Origin of the sequence: Streptomyces sp. 6N223, from assembly GCF_052246635.1 — a bacterium.
Classification (GTDB): Bacteria; Actinomycetota; Actinomycetes; order Streptomycetales; family Streptomycetaceae; genus Streptomyces.
In genome coordinates, this window is record NZ_JBQQCA010000032.1 from 48,170 (window position 1) to 63,989 (window position 15,820).

Genomic DNA, 15,820 nt, shown 5'->3' on the forward strand with positions numbered 1-15,820 from the left:
CTGCCTGACGTGGCTTGAGGCTCTGGCTCTACGGGGGTGGCGGCGGCGCGGCGGCCGTGACGCAGGCGGCCCGCACCGCCTCGGCGGCCTCGGCCGGGCGGGTGGTGACGAAGTAGTGGCCGCCCTGGTCGAGTTCGCGCAGGCTGACCCGGTCGGAGAGCGCCTTCCAGTCGCCGTACCGCTCCGCCGCCCGCGCGGTGGTGGCGTCGTCGCGGGCCACGACGGCCTCGATGGGCGCGTCGAGGCGGTAGGGCCCGGCGTCCTGGCGCAGCCGCAGCAGGTGGCGGTTGGCGGTCAGCACGTCGTGCCGGTACGCCCGGCCCGCCACCTCGGCGCGCTCGGGCTGGAACGCGTCGAGCTCGACGTACGCGCTGTCCTCGCGCAGCCGCCCCAGCAGGTCGGCGTTGCCCGCGGCGGCGACCTCGGCGGACTCGGCGCGCAGGTCCTCGGCGTCCGGCAGCAGCGCGCCGCCGAGGAAGACGCGCTCGGCGGGCCAGCCCGCCTCCTGCAGCAGCCGGGCCGTGGCCAGGGCGGGGGCGGCGCCCGCGCAGTGGCCCCAGATCAGGACGGGTGTGGTGACGCCGTCCTGGATCTCCTGGCGGACGCGGCGGGCGATCCAGGGCACGTCCCGCAGCGGCTCGGCCGCGCCGGCGAAGTCGTGGCCGGGCGGCTCGACGGCGAGCACGGCGATGCCGTCGCCCTCCAGCTCGGCGGCGAGCGAGCGGAAGTTGACGGCGTTGCCGCCGGCGTAGGGGAAGCAGACCAGGGTGTGGTGCGGGTTGCGCGGCGAGGACAGCGGCTGGAGGAGGCGGGCGCCGGCCTCTCCGCGATCGCCGCCGCGATCGCCGCCGGGGCCGCCGTCGAGGGCCGTGGCGAGGTCGGCGAGTACGGGGTGGGCCAGCAGGTCGCGCAGGGACAGCGCGCCGTCGAGGTGGACCAGCAGCCGCACGGCAGCGAGCGAGGTGCCGCCGAGCGCGAAGAAGCTGTCGGTGCGGCCGATGCGCTCCAGCGGCACGCCCAGCACCTCCGCCCACACCATGGCCAGCCGCTGCTCGGCGGGCGTGCCGGGCGCGGCGTGGGCGGCGACGCCGCCGTGGCCGAGCGTCCCCGCCAGCCTCACCAGCGCCCGCTTGTCGATCTTGCCGTTCTCGGTGTGCGGCAGGCGGGCGAGCCGGTGGACGTACGCCGGGACCATGTAGTCCGGCAGCCGCTCGGCGAGGACCTCCCGCGCGCGCTCGCCGGGCGGGCCGGCGCCGTCTGCGCCGTCTGCGCCGAAGAAGGCGACGAGGTTGCTGGTGGTGCCGCCGGTCATGCCCGGCTCGGCGGCGCCGCGGTCGATGACGACGGCGGCCTCGCGGACGCCGGGCACGGCCAGCAGCCGGTTCTCGATCTCGCCGATCTCGATGCGGAAGCCGCGGATCTTCACCTGCTCGTCGTGGCGGCCGCGGAACTCCAGCCGCCCGTCGGGCAGCCAGCGCCCGAAGTCGCCGGTCCGGTACAGGCGGGCGCCCGCCCGGAACGGGTCGGGCACGAAGACCTGCCGGGTGCGCTCCTCGTCGTTGACGTAGCCGCGCGCCACGCAGACGCCGGAGAACGCGATCTCGCCGACCGAGCCGAGCGGCACGAGCTGGAGGTTCTCGTCGAGGACGTAGGCGTTGACGTTGTTCAGGGAGCGGCCCAGCGGCACGGGCCCGCGCGCGGGCGGGGCGTGGAGGACGTGGTGCGTGGTGTCGTCGCAGACCTCGGTGGCGCCGTAGGCGTTGACGAGCGCGATGCCGGGGCAGGCGGCGAACCAGCGCTGCACCAGCTCGTGGCTGAGCGCCTCGCCGGTGACGGAGACGGCGCGCAGCGCGCCGAGCCCGCCGGGCCCGCGCGGGTGGCGTTCCAGGTGGGTGAGGAGGACCTCCAGGTAGGAGGGCACGAGCTGGGCCACGGTGACCCGGCCGGTGACGATCTCGTCGAGGAAGGCGGCGACATCGAGCTGCGCGTCGGTGTCGATGACGCGGACGGCGGCGCCGGTGAGGAGAGGGGCGGCGAACTGCCACAGGGAGATGTCGAAGCCGGGGGACGCGGTCTGGGCGACGACCTCGCCGGGGCCGGGGGCCAGGCCCATGTCGGCGATCTTGGCGTGGAGGTGGTTGAGGAGCCCGGCGTGCTCGCACAGGACGCCCTTCGGCTCACCGCTGGACCCGGAGGTGAAGTAGATGTACGCGGCGCGCTCGCCGCGGTCGGGGGCTCCGCCCCCGGACGCCCAGACCCCCGGGGGTGTGGGCGTTCTCCGCCAGGTGCGGAGGACGTGCACACTCCCGGCGGCGGCCGGCGGCCCGCACTCCTCCCAGCGGGGGTCGGGAGGCGGAGCCCCCAGGACGTAGGCGGCGCCGGCGCGTTCGAGGTGGTCGTTGACGCGGGAGGCGGGGAGGTCCGGCGCGATCGGGAGGTAGACGCAGCCCGCCTTCAGCGTGCCGATGGCCGCGGCGATCCACTCCAGGGAGCGGTCCATGACGACGGCGACGACGTCCTCGCCGCCCGCCCCGGCCGCCCCGGCCGCGCGCAGCGCGTCGGCGACGCGCCGCGCCTGCTCGTCGAGCTGTCGGTACGTCCAGCGGCGCGCGCCGTGTTCCGCTGCGACGGCGTCGGGCGTACGCCGGGCCTGCTCGGCGAACAGCTCGGGGAACGTGGCCTCGGGCAGCGGCACGCGGGGGCCGGCGAGGCCGTAGAGCTGGGTCTCCACCTCGCGGGCGGACAGCAGGCTCTGCCGGTCGTGGCGGGCGTGCGGGTCGGCGACGAGGAGGCGCAGCGCGGTGAGGTGGTAGCCGGCCAGCCGCTCGGCGTACGCCGCGTCGACGGCGGCGGGGTCGTGCAGCAGCCGCAGGGCCAGTCCCCCCTCCTCGTCCCGCGACCATGCGGCGCGCAGCACCACGCCGTCGCCGCGCCGGAGTTCGCCGCCGGGCGCGAGCCCCGACAGGTCGAGCACGACCTCGGGCGGGGTCCCGGCCCGGTGCGCCGTGGCGGCGGCCTCGGCCGCGGCGTCCACCAGGGCCCGCCAGGTGGCGGGGGCGACGGTCAGGCGCAGCGGCCGTTCGGGGGCCTCCTCGGGCGCGGGCGCGGGGGGGACGTAGCCGATGAGCAGCTCGCGTTCGGCGGCGACGGTCGCCAGCACCCGGGCGTGGGCGGCCAGCAGCAGGGCGGGGAGCGTGGTGCCCAGCTCCCGTGCGGCGCGCCGCACGGCGCGGGCCAGCTCGGCCGGCAGCCGTACGCCGTGGACGCCGGTGTGCTCCGCCGGCGCGTCGGGGCCGGGCGGGGGGTCCGCGATCCAGCGCGGGACTCCGGTGCTGGCGTGCGGCGTTGTGGTGGGTTCGCTGTCGGGTCTCATGGGCGCCCCTCCCCCGTACTCGTGGTCGCGGTTGCCGCGGTGGTCGCGGTCTCGATGTCGATGCTGATCAGGCGGGCGGCGGCCAGCGCGCGCGCCGCCGCGCCCTCGGTGTCGGGGCCGGTGGCGACGACGCAGGCCAGGCGGTCGGCGAACGAGTGCGTCAGCCGCACCTCGCGCCCGGCCGCCGCGGTGGCGGTGGCGGCGACGACGCCGGGAGCGGCCGCCGCCGCGTCGAGCCCCGTCACGGACGTGACCCGCCCCTCCTCCCGCGCCCGCACGAAGCGGACGGCGGCGTGCCCGGCGCCCGGCGCGGCCGGCGGGCGCCAGCGGCCCGCCGCCCGCGCGATCACGGCGTCGACCAGGTCCACGCCGGTCGCGGCGCGCACGGCGACGGGGATCATGCCCCCCGCCAGCCGGGGGTTGACCTCGATGACGACCGGGCCCGCCGGGGACCAGCGCAGCTCGGTGTGGGCGGCGCCCCAGCCGAGGCCGAGCGCGGTCAGCGCCCGCAGCGCGGTGTCGCCGAGGGCGGCGGCCATCGGGGCGGGGACGGGGGCGGGCACGTCGTGGCCGGTCTCCACGAAGTACGGGGCGGGACCGAGGTGCTTGGCGACGACGGCGACGACCTCTCCGTCGAAGGTCTCGACCGAGAACTCCGGGCCGGCCACGGCCGCTTCGACCAGGATGCGGCGTGGCACGGCGTTGCCGCGCTCGTCGGCGGCGCGGTCGAGGAGTTCCACCGCCCACGCGCGCGTCTCGTTCCGGTCGCGGCACAGGCGTACGCCGACGGAGCCGGAGCCGCTGACCGGCTTGACGACGACGGGGTGGCCGATCTCCCCGGCCGCGCGCAGCGCGTCGGCGAGGGTGTCGGCGGGCCGGTGGTCGGGCACGGGCACGCCGGCGGCGGCGAGCGCGGCGCGCTGGGTGTCCTTGGCGCGGCAGCGGGCGATGGCGTCGCCGTCGGCGGCGGGCAGGCCGAGGGCGGCGGCGGCCTTCGCCGCCAGGGAGACGAAGTACTCGGAGCTGGAGGCGATCCCGGCCAGGCCGCCGCCCTCGGCGTCGTCGGCGAGGGCGGAGGAGGCGGCCAGCACGGCGCGCCCGTCCCCGGTGTCCACGGTGCGGGTGTCGATGGCGTCCTGCGCGGCGTAGGGGTAGCGGCCGGGGTCGCGGGTCAGCAGCACCGGGCGCAGCCCACGGGACCGGGCGGCCGCGCAGAACTCCCGCCCGGTGCCGGTGGTGTTGCTCTCGACGAAGGCGAACCAGCGCCCCGGCTCGTTCATGCGTCCTCTTCCCTTCGCTGTCCGTCTCGGTGGGTGGTCACGATGGCGGTGACGGCCTCGTCCAGCCGCCGCCGGGCCTTCCGCAGGCGGTGGCGGAGCGCGCCGAGCCCGTCGGCGTGGTCGACCAGCCGCCACCGCAGCACGGAGACGACCGTGTCGCACGCCCCCGGGCCGCCGCCCCGGTCGTGGGAGGCGGCCAGCTCGCCGGGCGTGGGCAGCGCGCCCTCGTACGCCGCGATCCCGGCGAGACGGGTGGAGCCGGCGGCCAGGGCGTCGCGGACGGCGGCGCCCACCAGGTGGTGGGCGGTGCGGAACGGAACGCCCCGCGCGACCAGCCGGTTGGCGACTCCGGTGGCGGTGGTGAAGCCCTCGTCGGCGCGCTGCGCCATGCGTTCGGCGTCCGGGCGGGCGCCGCTGACGAGGACCTGCGAGAGCAGCAGGGAGTCGGTCACGGCGGACAGCGCGGGCCACACGGCGGCGATGGCCTCGGTGCCGACCTCGATGGAGTTGGTGAACGGCGTCGACTTCATGGCGGAGGCCGAGGCGGTCCAGGCGCCGATGGCCGCACCCGCCTTGGCCTTGACGTGCTCCAGCAGGAAGGCGTTGCGCTTCTGCGGCATGGCGGAGCTGCCGCCCACCAGCCGCTCGGGGAAGTCGACGAAGCCGAACTCCTGCGTGCTCCACAGCTGGAGGTCGGTGGCGAGCCTGCTGAGCGTCACCCCGGCCGAGGCGGCGGCGGCCAGCGCGCGCAGCGCGACGTCGCGCGCCGCGACGGCGTCGGTGGCGTGCAGCGGCGGCTCGGCGAAGCCGAGGAGCTCGGCGGTGCGGGCGGGGTCGATCGGCAGGTCCGTCCCGGCGACGGCGCCGGCGCCCAGCGGGCAGCGGTCCAGCTCGGCCAGGGCGTGCCGCAACGCCGCGATGTCGCGGTCGAGCGCGGCGGCGATGCCCGCCAGGTGGTAGCCGTAGGTGACGGGCATGGCGGGCTGGAAGTGGGTGTAGACGGGCATGACGACGTGACGGTGCGCGCGGGCCCGGGCCAGCAGCACCGCCTGGAGGCGCAGCGTCTGGCTGAGCAGCTCCATCAGCTCCTCGCGCAGCCGCATCGCGGTGATGGTGGCCTTCAGGTCGTTGCGGGAGCGCCCGGTGTGCAGCTTGCCGCCGATGTCCGCGCCGAGCCGGGCGGCGAGGTGCCCCTCGTACATCAGGTACAGGCCCCTGGGGGCGGGCAGCCCGTGCAGCGCGCGGAAGCCGTCGGCGCGCAGCCGGCGCACGGCGTCGAGGAGCGTGGCGGCGGCCGGGCCGGGCAGCAGCCCGGTCTCGGACAGCATCACCACGTGGGCGAGGTCCACGGTGCTGGTGGGTTCCAGCTCGCGGCGTATCGCCTCGGGCCCGACGTCGCCGTACACGACGCGGCGCGTGCGCGGCCCGAGCGTGGCGGACAGCCGCCCGGTGTCCGCGCTCTTCGCCTGCGGCGAGCCGGCGGCGGACGGCGCGGCCTGCGCGTTCATCGCCTCCGGCGTGACCGCCGTGTCCGCTGCCGCGGTCGGCGACTCGGCCGGGTGCTCCGGCGCGGCCGGCGGGTGCGGTGCGTCCACCGCGACAGCGGCGTCCGGCGCCTCCCGTGCGGCCGTGCCATCGGCCTCCGCCCTGGCGGCGGCCCCCGCCGCCTTCGCGGCCGTCACTGTCATGACAGGGCCCCCTCGGGCTCGCGGACCGGCTCGGCGGGCGGCGGCGCGGCCAGGCGGGCCACCGCGCCGGGGACGGCGTCGTACGTGCGGCGGCCCCAGGCGAAGCGGGTCCAGCCGTCGCGGGCCTCGGAGGGGGAGGCCACGGGCGTGGGGGCGGCCGGCAGCGTCTCCAGGGCGAGGCCGTTGTCGGCGAGCCAGGAGTCGTCGTAGACGGTGGCCTGGTAGCGGTAGCCCTCGTCGGGGAGCATCACGACGCACATCTCGTCGGGGTGCCGCTCGGCCCACCACTTCGCCACCAGGTAGGCGGCGCCGCTGGTCGGGCCCTGGAAGAGGGCGTGGCGCCCGTGCAGCGCGCGGGTGGCGGCGTACGCCTCGGCCGCGTCGCACCAGTGGATCTCGTCGAAGACGCCGTGGTCGAGGTTTGGCGGCCACAGGCTGTTGCCCAGGCCGCGCAGTTCGCGTGGGCCGTCGGGCTGGCCGAAGAGCACGCTGCGGTGGCTGTCGACGCCGATGGCGAGGGTGTGCGGGGTGTGCTCGCGCAGGCCGCGCACCGTGCCGCACATGGAGCCGCCGGAGCCGACCGGGCCGACGACGCAGTCGACCACGCCGAGGGTGCCGGCGAGTTGCTCGACGACGAGCTGGTAGGAGCGGGGGTTGTCGGGGTTGCTGTACTGCTCGGGGCAGAAGGTGTCGGGGAGCTGGGCGCGGATCTCGGCGAGCCTGCGCAGCCGCGCCTGCTGGAAGCCGCCGGTGGGCGCGGGCTCGGTGCAGATCTCGACCCTGGCGCCGAGGTCGGTGAGGCGCCGGTAGAGGTTGTCGTCGATGGCGGGGTCGCTGACGAGGATCAGTTCGCGCTCCATCAGCGCGGCCTGCATCGCCAGGGCGAGGCCGAAGGTGCCGGATGTGGTCTCCACGATGACCGTGCCGCGGTCCAGCTCGCCCCGCTCGGCGGCGCGTTTGAGGATGTAGCGGGCCGGCAGCGTCTTCATGAGGGTGAACGCCGCGGCGTACAGGTTGGGTGCGAGGCGGATGAGGCGCGGCATCATCGTGGCCTCGGTGATCGAACGGTATGTCGGTGACGTCACCGGCATGGCATCTCCTTGGAGTGGTGGGGTGGACGCCGACACGGCCACCCGCGTCGTCGCCCGGCCGGAGAACCTGCCGTCAGCTCCGGTCATGGTCCGCGCCGGCCCTGACAGCCGACTGACACCGAGGTGCGGCCGTCGCGCGCGTCAGCCGCGCGTCAGGGCAGGCGGGACCATGGCCTGGACACCGGAGGCGGAACCGGCCGGCCGGGTTGATGTGTGTTGGTTGGGACTCGGCGGATCAGACCCTGAAGACGGCCCTGGGGGCACCATGGAGTGGATTCAGCGCGTCCAGTCGCGGCCCGGCGCGGCCGAGCGGCTGGTCTGCTTCCCTTACGGCGGCGGGTCGCCGTACTTCTTCCGCGGCTGGGGCCGTGGCCTCACCCGCTTCGAGGTGTACGCCGTGTGCTACCCGGGCCGTGCGGAGCGCGTCGCCGAGCCGCCGCCCACCGAACTGGTGCCGATGGCGCGCGGCATCGCCGACGAGCTGCGGCCCTGGCTGGCCGGGCAGGCCGGGCGCGGCGGCCCGCCCACGGCGTTCTTCGGCCACAGCATGGGCGCGATCGTCGCCTACGAGGTGGCCCGCGCGCTGGCGGCCGACGGGCTGGTGGTGAGTCATCTCTTCGCCTCCGGCGCCCGGGCGCCGCAGCTGTACCTGCCGGAGGACGATCCCGCCGCCGTCTGGGACGACGCGCGGATCGTCACGACCCTGGAGGAGCTGGGCCAGACCGACGCGGAACTGCTGCGGAACCCGGCGTTCGTTGAGCTGGTGTTGCCGTACATCAGGGCGGATCTGCGGATGCTGGCGGCGTACGGGGGGCGGCTCGGGGAGCCGTTGGACGCTCCCGTCACCGCGCTGGTCGGCGCCTCGGACCCGTGGGTGAGCCTCGAAGAGGCCGCTGCCTGGCGGGAGACCACCCGCGGCGGGTTCAGGCTGCTGACGCTGCCGGGTGATCACTTCTACCTCTCTGGCAGCCCTCCCTTCGCCGTGCTGGAGGGGGCGGTCGGCGTGGAGTGAGCCCCCGTGGCCTGGCGGAACCGCTCGGCCAGCAGGAACGCCAGGTCCAGCGACTGGCTGTGGTTCAGCCTCGGGTCGCAGGCCGTCTCGTACCGGTGCGGCAGGTCCGTCTCGCGCACCGCGTGGCTGCCGCCGAGGCATTCGGTGACGTCGTCGGCGGTGAGCTCGACGTGGATGCCGCCGGGGTGGGTGCCCAGCGCCTGGTGGACCTCGATGAAGCCGCACAGCTCGTCGAGCACGGCCTCGAAGCGGCGGGTCTTGTGGCCGCTGGGCGCGACGGTGGTGTTGCCGTGCATGGGGTCGCTGACCCAGGCGACGGGCGCGCCCTCGGCGTTGACCTTCTCCACGAGGGTGGGCAGCAGGTCGCGGACGCGCTCGGCGCCGGCGCGGACGACCAGCGTCAGCCGGCCGGGGTCGCGCTCGGGGTCGAGGCGGTCGATGAGGCCGAGGACGGTGTCGGGGGTGGTGTCGGGGCCGAGCTTGACGGCGATGGGGTTGTGGATTCGGGAGAAGTACTCGACGTGCGCGCCGTCCAGCTCGCGGGTCCGGTCGCCGATCCACAGCAGGTGCCCGCTGGTGGCGTACGCCCGCCCGGTGCCGGGCTCGGCGCGTGTGAGGGCCGACTCGTAGTCCAGCAGCAGGCCCTCGTGCCCGACGAAGAACTCGGCCGTGCCCAGCTCCCGGGTGTCCACGCCGCAGGCCCGCATGAACGCCAGGGTGCGGTCGATCTCGTCGGCCAGCGCCTCGTACCGGCCGCCGGCCCCGGACTCGGCGACGAAGCCCCGGTTCCAGGCGTGCACCTGGCGCAGGTCGGCGAAGCCGCCCGTGGTCAGGGCACGGACGAGGTTCAGGGTCCTCGCGGACGCCTCGTACATGGCGCGCAGCCGCTTGGGGTCTGGTCTTCGCGACTCGGCGGTGAACTCCAGGCCGTTGACGGCGTCGCCCCGGTAGGAGGGGAGCTCGACGCCGTCGCGCCGCTCGACGGGGCTGGAGCGGGGCTTGGCGTACTGGCCGGCCATGCGGCCGATCTTGACCACGGGCAGGGCCGTGGCGTGGGTGAGCACGACGGCCATCTGCAGGAGGGTCTGGAGGGTTCCCCGGATGGTGTCCGCCGTGCCCCGCTCGAAGGTCTCGGCGCAGTCGCCGCCCTGGAGCAGGATGGCCTCGCCGCGGGCGACCTGGCCCAGGCGGGCGCGCAGCAGGTCGCATTCGGCGGCGAATACCAGCGGCGGGGCGGCGGCCAGCTCCGCCGTTACGGCGCGTAATTCTGTCAAGTCCGGCCAGTCCGGTTGCTGCCGGGCGGGAAAGGAACGCCAGGACTCGGCCGTGCTGTCATTCATGGCTGCCTTCCTCTGCCTTCGTCGTTCCGTCGTCAGAACGCCTTGGAGAACGTGTCTCAACTGAATAGCGCCCGGCCGGTCCGGGTCAAGCGATCGGGAAATGGTACGCACCTGGAGCGGGAAATTGGTCTGGCCCGTTGTTTGCCGCCGCTGATTCACTCGTCGTAGCAGCCGATAATTCCAAGGGAGTTCACCGTGCCGGAAACCACGACAGCGACGGCAACGACACCGCGGATCGGCGTGCGCGTCACCGGTGCCGTGCTGCCGCGCCACGATCCCCTCGCGCTGTACGTGCGCGCGTCCCGCGCGCTGCCGCGCGAGGAGGTGTACCTCTTCGAGACCTCGGGCTGGGCGGTGGTCGGCGTCGGCCGCCTCGCCGAGATCCGGGTCCACGACGGACACATCGAGCTGGACGGCGCCCCGGCGGTGACCGGGGCGCTGGCCGCGCTGGCCGAGGAGGCCGGGCTGGCCGCCGAGGACGCGCCGGGCACGCGACCGCCGGGCACGCGCCGGCTGCGCTTCGACGGCCCCGACCAGGTGTGGGAGGTGCTGACGCGGGCGCAGCGGCTGTTCGCCGTGGACACCGACGTGCCCGCCACCTCCTACGCCTTCGGCTTCCTCGTCTCGCTGGCGTACGAGTCGGCCTGGCACATGGCGCCGCTGCCGCCGCGGACCAAACGCCCGCGCGGGCCGGACATCACGCTCACGCTCTTCGGCGACACCGTCTGGTACGACCTGAGCGCGGGCGGGAGCGGGGGCGGGAGCGTGCGGCATCTGCGCGCCGGCAGCCCGGCGTTCGCGGGGCACGGCGCCGACGGGGCGGGCGTGGACGTGGCCGCGCTGGCGCTGGAGGCGATCGGGGACGAACAGCCCGGCGACACCGGTCCGTTCGTCCCCGAGGCGCCGCCGCCGCTGTCGGTCAGCGACAGCGTCAGCCGCGAGACGTTCCTGCGCTGGGCCGCCCGCTGCCTGGAGCACATCCGGGTCGGCGACATCTACCAGATCCAGATCGGCCACCGCGTCGACGTCCGCACCACCCTGACGCCCGTCGACGTCTACCGGCGCCTTCGCGACCGCAACCCGTCGCCGTACATGTACCTGATGCCGCGCGCGGGCCGGACGCTGATCGGCGCCAGCCCCGAGCTGTTCGTCCTGGTCTCCGGCGGGCGGATCGTGATGCGCCCCATCGCGGGCACCACGCCCCGCACCGGCGACGCCGAGGAGAACGCCCGCCGCGTCAAGGAGATGCGGGAGTCCACCAAGGAGCAGGCCGAGCACGTCATGCTCGTCGACCTGTGCCGCAACGACATCGGCCGGATCTGCCGCCCCAGCACCCAGCCGGTGGACAAGCTGATGGAGGTCGAGAGCTTCTCGCACGTCTTCCACCTGGTCTCGACCGTCTCCGGCGACCTGGAGCCGGGCGTGACGCCGTGGCAGGCGATCGCCGCCACCTTCCCCGCCGGCACCATGACGGGCGCGCCGAAGGTGCGCGCCATGGAGATCATCGACGGCCTGGAGGCCGAGCCGCGCGGCGCGTACGCCGGCGCGGTGGGCCTGGTGGACGTGCGGGGCTGGAGCGAACTGGCGCTGTGCATCCGCACCATCGAGCACGACGGCCGGACCTACTCCACGCAGAGCTCGGCGGGGATGGTGGCGCTGTCGGAACCCGAGGCGGAGTGGCGGGAGACGCTGGCCAAGATGGGCGCCGCCTACTGGGCGCTCACCGGAGAGGAGTTGCTGAAGTGAAGGATGACACAACGCAGAAGAAGGTACGGAAGGTCCTGCTGGTCGACGCGAACGACAGCTTCGTCCACATCATCGAGCAGTACCTGCGGACCCTGGGCGCCCAGACCCGGGTGGTGCGGTCCCTGACGCACTCCCCCGCCGAGCTGGTGGCCTCCGGCCCCGACGCCGTGGTGCTGGGCCCCGGCCCCGGCCATCCCGCGGACTCCGGCCACGTCGAGCTGGTGCACGCCTTCGCCGGGGTGGCGCCGCTGCTCGGCGTCTGCCTCGGGCACCAGGCCATCGGGCTGGCCTACGGCGGCCGGGTCGAGGTCGCCGACCAGGTGATGCACGGGCGGCTGAGCCGCGTGCGGCACGACGGCGACGGCATCTTCCGGGGCCTGGGCAGCACGGTCGAGGCCACCCGCTACCACTCCCTGGTCGTCGCCGAGCCGCTGCCCGAGCAGCTGGTGACGACGGCCGTCGCCGCCGACCACGGCTACGTGATGGGGCTGCGCCACCGGGCCCTGCCCGTGGAGGGCGTGCAGTTCCACCCCGAGAGCATCATGACCACCGGCGGCCTGGCGATGCTGGAGAACTTCCTGGCCATGACCGAGACGTCAGGCCGCCCGGTGGTGGGGCACGGCGGTTGAGGCCGAGGCGGCCGAGGCCGCGGAGGCGGCGGCCACCTCGCGGATGGCCTCGGCCAGCCCCGCGCGCGGCAGGTGGGCGTGCCCGACGACCAGGGCGGGCACGCCCGGCCGGGGCCGGGCGCAGAACCCGGCACCGCCCCTGACCAGCACGGAACGCCGCAGCGCCCCCGCCACCAGCGCCGCCTCGTCGGTGTGCCTCGGCAGCCGCACGTACGCATGCAGCCCCGCCGCCGCGCCCAGCACCACCGCGCCCGGCAGGTGGCGGCGTACTGCCTCCTCCAGGGCCTCGCGGCGGCTGCGGGAGCGGGCGTTGAGCTGCCGCAGGTGGCGGTCGAAGAGGCCGCTGCGCAGGAACTCGGCGAACGCCAGCTGGGTGAGGCTCTCGGTGCCCAGGTCGTGCCGGGCCCGGGCGCGCAGCACCTGGTCGAGCAGCGGCCGGGGAGCGGCCAGCCAGCCCAGGCGCAGCCCGGGGGCGAGCGTCTTGCTGAGCGTGCCGGCGTAGACGACGCGGTCGGGCGCCAGCCGCTGCAACGCCAGGGGGCGGGCGGCGCCGCGCTCGTACCACAGCCCGCCGTCGTAGTCGTCCTCGATGATCCAGCCCTCGACCCGGCGGGCCCACTCGGCGAGTGCCTCGCGGCGGCGCGGCGAGAGCGTGACGCCGGTGGGGAACTGGTGGGCGGGGGTGACCAGCACCGCCCGCAGCCCGGAGGCGGCCAGCGCCGCCACGTCGATGCCCTCCTCGTCGACCGGCAGCGGCACGGGCTCCAGGCCCGACTCGCGCACGAAGCGCCGCTGCCCTGGGTGGCCGGGCTCCTCGATGCCGAGCGCGTCGATGCCCATGCGCGGCAGCACGGCGCACAGCAGGCCCAGGGCCTGGGCGAAGCCGCCGACCACCATGAGCTGCTCGGCGGTGGTGCGCACGCCGCGCACCCGGCCGAGGTAGCGGGCGAGTTCGACGCGCAGGGTCGCGTCGCCGGCCAGCGGCGGGTAGGCGTGGTCGGCGGTGGTGGCGGCCTGGAGGGCGCGCTGGTAGCAGGCGAGCCATTCGCGGCGGGGGAAGGCGGGCACGTTGCCGCCGCCGGGGCGCAGATCCCAGCGGGTGGCGGGCGGCCGCTCCTCCCCCAGCAGGGCGGGCATGACGGGCTCGGCGTCCAGGTGCCGCACCACGCGGGTGCCGGCGCCCTGCACGGCCTCCAGGTAGCCCTCGGCGACGAGCTGGCTGTACGCCTCGACCACGACGCTGCGGGAGACGTCGAGGTCGTCGGCGAGGCGGCGGCTGGAGGGCAGCCGCGTCCCCGGGTGGAGAATTCCCTCGGCTATTTCCTGTTTGATGAACCGCTGAATCTGGGACGTCAGGGAGAGGTCGGATTCCCTGACGACGCTGACTGCCATGTGCAGGGGCACCGGCCTCTCCCTCATTCCTCGTTCGAATTCGGGCCATCTCGTGGTGAGAATCCAGGTTCAGGTCATGGAGACGACGACCTTGCGCGTTCCGGTGAATGCCTGCCGGCCGTGGAGAACCGACATGTTGTGCACGATCATGATGTCGCCGGCCTGCCAGGGCTCGGCGTGCTTGTTGTGTTCCATCGCCTTGCGCACCTGCGCCAGGTCCTCGTCGGGGATGGGCGTGCCGTCACCGTAAGTGACCCAGTGGGGGAGGTCGTTGACGTCGTCGATGAGGGACAGCAGCGTCTCGGCCTCCTCCTGGGGGAGGTTGGAGGGGTGCCACTGGTCGGCCTGGTTGAACCAGGCGTCGCGCCCGGTGCGGGGGTTGCGGCGTATGCCCGGCCGGTGCTGGCTGACGCGCAGCCCGCCCTCGTCGGTCCACGCGAACTCGGCCTCGGACTCCTTCAGGAACTCCTCGACGACGGCCCGGTCGTCGGTCTCGAAGGTGTCCTGCCAGGACTTGCCCAGGCCGAAGCCGCCGTGCAGGTGCTGGCGGTAGACGACGCCGGAGGCGAAGCGCTCGCGCACGTCCGGTGCCAGGTCGGCGAGGATCGCCTCGCCGTCGCAGACCGGGGTGGCGCCGCCGGTGTCCGGGGCGTCCAGGCAGCAGAAGAAGAGGCGGCCGGGCCAGCTGGCGGCGTAGGACATCTCGTTGTGCAGCGAGATGTCGTAGGCGGCCGGGTACTCGGTGGAGGTGAAGACGCCGTCGGAGACGGTCTTGCGGGGGGTGTTGCCGCCCCGGTAGCTGTCGATGAGGGAGTCGCCGAAGTGGGCGACGGTGGCGTGGAACTCCTCGGGGCCGCCGATGCCCAGGCCCCGGATCAGCACGGCGCCGTGGTCGGCCAGCAGCGCCTCGGCCCGCGCGCGCACCGAGTCGGGCTCGGCCCCGTCGGTGTGCAGCAGCGCCAGGGTGGTGCCGCCGGTGGTGCGCTTGTCGTATCGCATGGTGGTGCTCCTCCTTGGTGGTCCTCGGTGGTGACTCACGCCTTGGTGAAGGCGACGGGCAGGCCGCTGTAGCCGTTGATGAAGTTGGAGTAGAGCCGCTTCGCCGGGCCCCTCAGCTCGATGGCGCCGACCGTGTCGCGCAGGGCCTCGACCATGGCGCCGACGTGGACGCGGCCGAGGAAGGCGCCGAGGCAGAAGTGGGGGCCGTGGCCGAAGACGACGTGTTTGTTGGGGCTGCGGCCCACGTCGAAGGAGCAGGGGTCGTCGAACGCCTCCTCGTCGAAGTTGGCGGAGGTGTTCCACAGCGTGACGATGTCTCCGGCGCGGATCACCTTCTCGCGCAGCGGCACGTCCACCAGGGCGCGGCGGCCGAAGTGCATGGCGGGGGTGGTCCAGCGCAGCACCTCCTCGGTGGCGCTCTCCGCCGTGACCTCGCCGTCCTTCAGCCGCCGCCACTGGGCGGGGTTCCCGGCCAGCGCGATGAGGCCGCCGACGGTGGACATGCGGGTCGACTCGTCGCCGCCGAGGATGAGGCTGTAGCCGTTGAAGACGATCTCGTCGTCGGTCAGCGGCTCGCCGTCGATGGTGGCGTTGGCCAGGGTGCTGAGCACGTCGTCGCCGGGGTTGGCGCGGCGCTTGGCGGCCAGCTCGGAGAGGTAGAGCAGGATCTCGTTGCGGGCCATGATCGACTCGAACTCGCCGTCCCCGGAGGCGTGGGCGGAGAGCGTCTTGGTGTTCCACTCCACGAGCTGCGGCCGGTCCGCCAGCGGGATGTCCAGCAGCTCGCCCATGGTGTGGATCGGGATGTGGTCGACGACGTCGGCGGCGAAGTCGGTTTCGCCGCGCTCCACGGCCTGCGCCAGCAGCTCGCGGGTGTGGCGGTGAACGCCGGCCACGACGGGCTGGAGGACGCGCGGCGAGAAGGACTTCAGCATCAGGTTGCGGATCTGGCGGTGCCGCTGGCCGTCGGTGACGGCCAGCATCTTGCGGGAGGCGGAGTCCTCGCCCTGGAGGAGCGTGGCGAGGACGTTGCCCCGCTCGGAGGTGAACCGCTTGTTGTCGCGGTAGATCTCCACGGCGTCGGCGTACCGGGAGATCACCCAGAAGCCGGGCGTGGCGCCGCGCGGCGGGTGCCAGTGGACCGGGCTCTCGGTGCGGAACCGGCGCCACATGGCGTGGGTGTCGATGTCGTGGAAGGTCTGCGGGTCGGTGAGGTCGATGGCGGCCAGGTCCTGCGGCGCGTCGGCCTCCGGCAGCTGCACGGTCATGG

11 protein-coding genes are annotated in these 15,820 nt (G+C 74.8%); 3 read left to right on the forward strand and 8 right to left on the reverse strand.

What is annotated here, in order from left to right; genetic code table 11:
• Positions 1 to 28 precede the first annotated feature (28 nt).
• From ACTWQH_RS20225 to ACTWQH_RS20240, 4 genes are read right to left on the reverse strand one after another with little or no spacing between them, the layout of a single operon-like run.
• Entirely contained in the window at positions 29 to 3,373 is a 3,345-nt protein-coding gene (locus ACTWQH_RS20225; RefSeq protein WP_443288039.1) for an amino acid adenylation domain-containing protein, read from the reverse strand.
• Positions 3,370 to 4,653, reverse strand: coding sequence for an ATP-grasp domain-containing protein (locus ACTWQH_RS20230; RefSeq protein WP_443288040.1), 1,284 nt, complete (start codon positions 4,651 to 4,653; stop codon positions 3,370 to 3,372). Before ACTWQH_RS20230 ends, ACTWQH_RS20225 begins: the two co-directional genes overlap by 4 nt.
• A complete protein-coding gene (gene argH / locus ACTWQH_RS20235) occupies positions 4,650 to 6,341 on the reverse strand; it encodes an argininosuccinate lyase (protein WP_443288041.1) in 1,692 nt (563 codons plus the stop codon). Before argH ends, ACTWQH_RS20230 begins: the two co-directional genes overlap by 4 nt.
• Complete coding sequence (locus ACTWQH_RS20240) at positions 6,338 to 7,432, reverse strand: pyridoxal-phosphate dependent enzyme (RefSeq protein ID WP_443288042.1); 1,095 nt, start codon at positions 7,430 to 7,432, stop codon at positions 6,338 to 6,340. The genes argH and ACTWQH_RS20240 overlap by 4 nt, the downstream gene beginning before the upstream one ends.
• 265 nt (positions 7,433 to 7,697) lie before the next feature.
• On the opposite strand from ACTWQH_RS20240, the gene ACTWQH_RS20245 reads away from it, so the two are divergent.
• Positions 7,698 to 8,444: a thioesterase II family protein gene (locus ACTWQH_RS20245; RefSeq protein ID WP_443288043.1), complete on the forward strand. Its 747-nt coding sequence runs from the start codon at positions 7,698 to 7,700 to the stop codon at positions 8,442 to 8,444.
• Here ACTWQH_RS20245 and ACTWQH_RS20250 read toward each other — a convergent pair.
• Positions 8,387 to 9,784 (reverse strand): class II 3-deoxy-7-phosphoheptulonate synthase, encoded by a 1,398-nt coding sequence (locus ACTWQH_RS20250; protein WP_443288044.1) that lies wholly within the window; start codon positions 9,782 to 9,784, stop codon positions 8,387 to 8,389. The two genes, ACTWQH_RS20245 and ACTWQH_RS20250, sit on opposite strands and share 58 nt — an antisense overlap.
• Before the next feature lie 195 nt (positions 9,785 to 9,979).
• On the opposite strand from ACTWQH_RS20250, the gene ACTWQH_RS20255 reads away from it, so the two are divergent.
• A complete protein-coding gene (locus ACTWQH_RS20255) occupies positions 9,980 to 11,530 on the forward strand; it encodes an anthranilate synthase component I family protein (protein ID WP_443288045.1) in 1,551 nt (516 codons plus the stop codon).
• Complete coding sequence (locus ACTWQH_RS20260; RefSeq protein WP_443288046.1) at positions 11,527 to 12,159, forward strand: anthranilate synthase component II; 633 nt, start codon at positions 11,527 to 11,529, stop codon at positions 12,157 to 12,159. Before ACTWQH_RS20255 ends, ACTWQH_RS20260 begins: the two co-directional genes overlap by 4 nt.
• Here the strand turns inward: ACTWQH_RS20260 and pdxR are convergent.
• Genes pdxR through ACTWQH_RS20275 form a run of 3 tightly spaced genes read right to left on the reverse strand, consistent with a single transcriptional unit; the run spans position 12,127 to position 15,818 of the window.
• The gene (gene pdxR / locus ACTWQH_RS20265) at positions 12,127 to 13,563 is read right to left on the reverse strand and encodes a MocR-like pyridoxine biosynthesis transcription factor PdxR (RefSeq protein WP_443288047.1); all 1,437 of its coding nucleotides are present in this window, start codon (positions 13,561 to 13,563) and stop codon (positions 12,127 to 12,129) included. The two genes, ACTWQH_RS20260 and pdxR, sit on opposite strands and share 33 nt — an antisense overlap.
• A 57-nt stretch (positions 13,564 to 13,620) precedes the next feature.
• Positions 13,621 to 14,550, reverse strand: a complete 930-nt coding sequence (locus ACTWQH_RS20270) for a TauD/TfdA family dioxygenase (protein ID WP_443288048.1) — start codon at positions 14,548 to 14,550, stop codon at positions 13,621 to 13,623.
• Positions 14,551 to 14,585: 35 nt separating this feature from the next.
• Positions 14,586 to 15,818, reverse strand: coding sequence for a cytochrome P450 (locus tag ACTWQH_RS20275; RefSeq protein WP_443288050.1), 1,233 nt, complete (start codon positions 15,816 to 15,818; stop codon positions 14,586 to 14,588).
• Positions 15,819 to 15,820: the final 2 nt, after the last annotated feature.

What these genes read in the sequence shown, in the direction of transcription:
- ACTWQH_RS20225 (WP_443288039.1), bottom strand. Translation starts at nt 3,373, where the DNA reads ATGAGACCCGACAGCGAACCCACCACAACGCCGCACGCCAGCACCGGA.
- ACTWQH_RS20230 (WP_443288040.1), bottom strand. Translation starts at nt 4,653, where the DNA reads ATGAACGAGCCGGGGCGCTGGTTCGCCTTCGTCGAGAGCAACACCACC.
- argH (WP_443288041.1), bottom strand. Translation starts at nt 6,341, where the DNA reads ATGACAGTGACGGCCGCGAAGGCGGCGGGGGCCGCCGCCAGGGCGGAG.
- ACTWQH_RS20240 (WP_443288042.1), bottom strand. Translation starts at nt 7,432, where the DNA reads ATGCCGGTGACGTCACCGACATACCGTTCGATCACCGAGGCCACGATG.
- ACTWQH_RS20245 (WP_443288043.1), top strand. Translation starts at nt 7,698, where the DNA reads ATGGAGTGGATTCAGCGCGTCCAGTCGCGGCCCGGCGCGGCCGAGCGG.
- ACTWQH_RS20250 (WP_443288044.1), bottom strand. Translation starts at nt 9,784, where the DNA reads ATGAATGACAGCACGGCCGAGTCCTGGCGTTCCTTTCCCGCCCGGCAG.
- ACTWQH_RS20270 (WP_443288048.1), bottom strand. Translation starts at nt 14,550, where the DNA reads ATGCGATACGACAAGCGCACCACCGGCGGCACCACCCTGGCGCTGCTG.
- ACTWQH_RS20275 (WP_443288050.1), bottom strand. Translation starts at nt 15,818, where the DNA reads ATGACCGTGCAGCTGCCGGAGGCCGACGCGCCGCAGGACCTGGCCGCC.